Origin of the sequence: Nonomuraea zeae (assembly GCF_005889725.1) — a bacterium.
GTDB lineage: Bacteria > Actinomycetota > Actinomycetes > Streptosporangiales > Streptosporangiaceae > Nonomuraea > Nonomuraea zeae.
Window position 1 is genome coordinate 1 of record NZ_VCKX01000693.1, and the last position, 1,055, is coordinate 1,055.

General features: G+C 69.9%; 1 protein-coding gene. It reads right to left on the bottom strand.

What is annotated here, in order from left to right; all coding sequences use genetic code 11:
- Positions 1-802 precede the first annotated feature (802 nt).
- Positions 803-1,055 (bottom strand): ATP-binding domain-containing protein (locus tag ETD85_RS62415; RefSeq protein ID WP_170247521.1); only part of this gene is annotated, 253 nt, incomplete at its 5' end.

Below are 1,055 nucleotides of genomic sequence, written 5' to 3' on the forward strand. Positions count from 1 at the left end.
AAGCCGTACCGGGCATCGTTGTCGGGGCGGGCGCGGCCGGTGAAGGCCCCTCGGGCGTGGTCGAGTCGCGCCCGGGCACGGGCGGTAGGCTCGTTTTGTCCTGAACCACTCCGAGGTCTCCTCGCCAACTCGCAAGCCTGCTTGCGAAAACGCTACCGCCCCGTCGGCCACGCTCACGCCAGCGCGGCGCGGGAAGATCGGAAAATCCGCGCCAGGCGACCCAGGCGGGCCGGACGGCGCAGGAGCCCCGGCGCCGGAAGCAGCCGGAAGCAGCCGGAAGCAGCCCATGGCGCGCCAAACCCCGGCCGAGCGGGTACAAGGCCCGGCCGGCCCACGCCACGCGGCGCGAAACACCCAAATCAGACGAAACCCGGGCAGCCCACGCAGAAGGGCCAGGCAGGGTGATCCCGCGACCGACGGGACCACCCGGCGCACTGGCGGTCCAGCGCACGAGAGCGGGAAGAGGGCCCGGAAACCCTTCGGACCGGACCCGTCTCGTCGGCGGCGAGCTCGGAATTCCGTTGTCTACTGGGCTCCCGGACCCGTCCCGGGTCCAACCCCCCGCCCGGTTGGGGTGCCCCGACTCGACGGACCGACGGCCCTGCACCTGGCTGTGTGGACGAAGCCACGCTCCGTCACGGACGCAGGATCCGGCGATGTCAGAGACGGCCAACCGGCCAAGTCCCGTGCTGGACTGCGCAGCAAACTACCGACTCCACCTCAGATGTCAACCGTGTCCCGATCAGCAGAAACATCAAGTTTTCGCAGGTAGGACATGTTTCACCAGGCACACTAAAGCCGGTCAAAGCCCATTTGCCGGTGCGGGCGAACGGCTTGGCAAGCCCTGCAGAGCCTGCGACAGCGGCCGCTCGTGTACGACCCCGAGCCGTTGCGTGGCACGGGTGAGAGCAACATACAGGTCGCTCGGCCCTCGCGGCGACTGGGCGGCGATGAGGTCCGGCTCCGCCACGATCACCGAGTCGAACTCCAGCCCCTTCGCGTCCGTCACCGCCATGACCGCCACCGGCGCGTCGAGGGCCGCCGCCCCCTTGGCC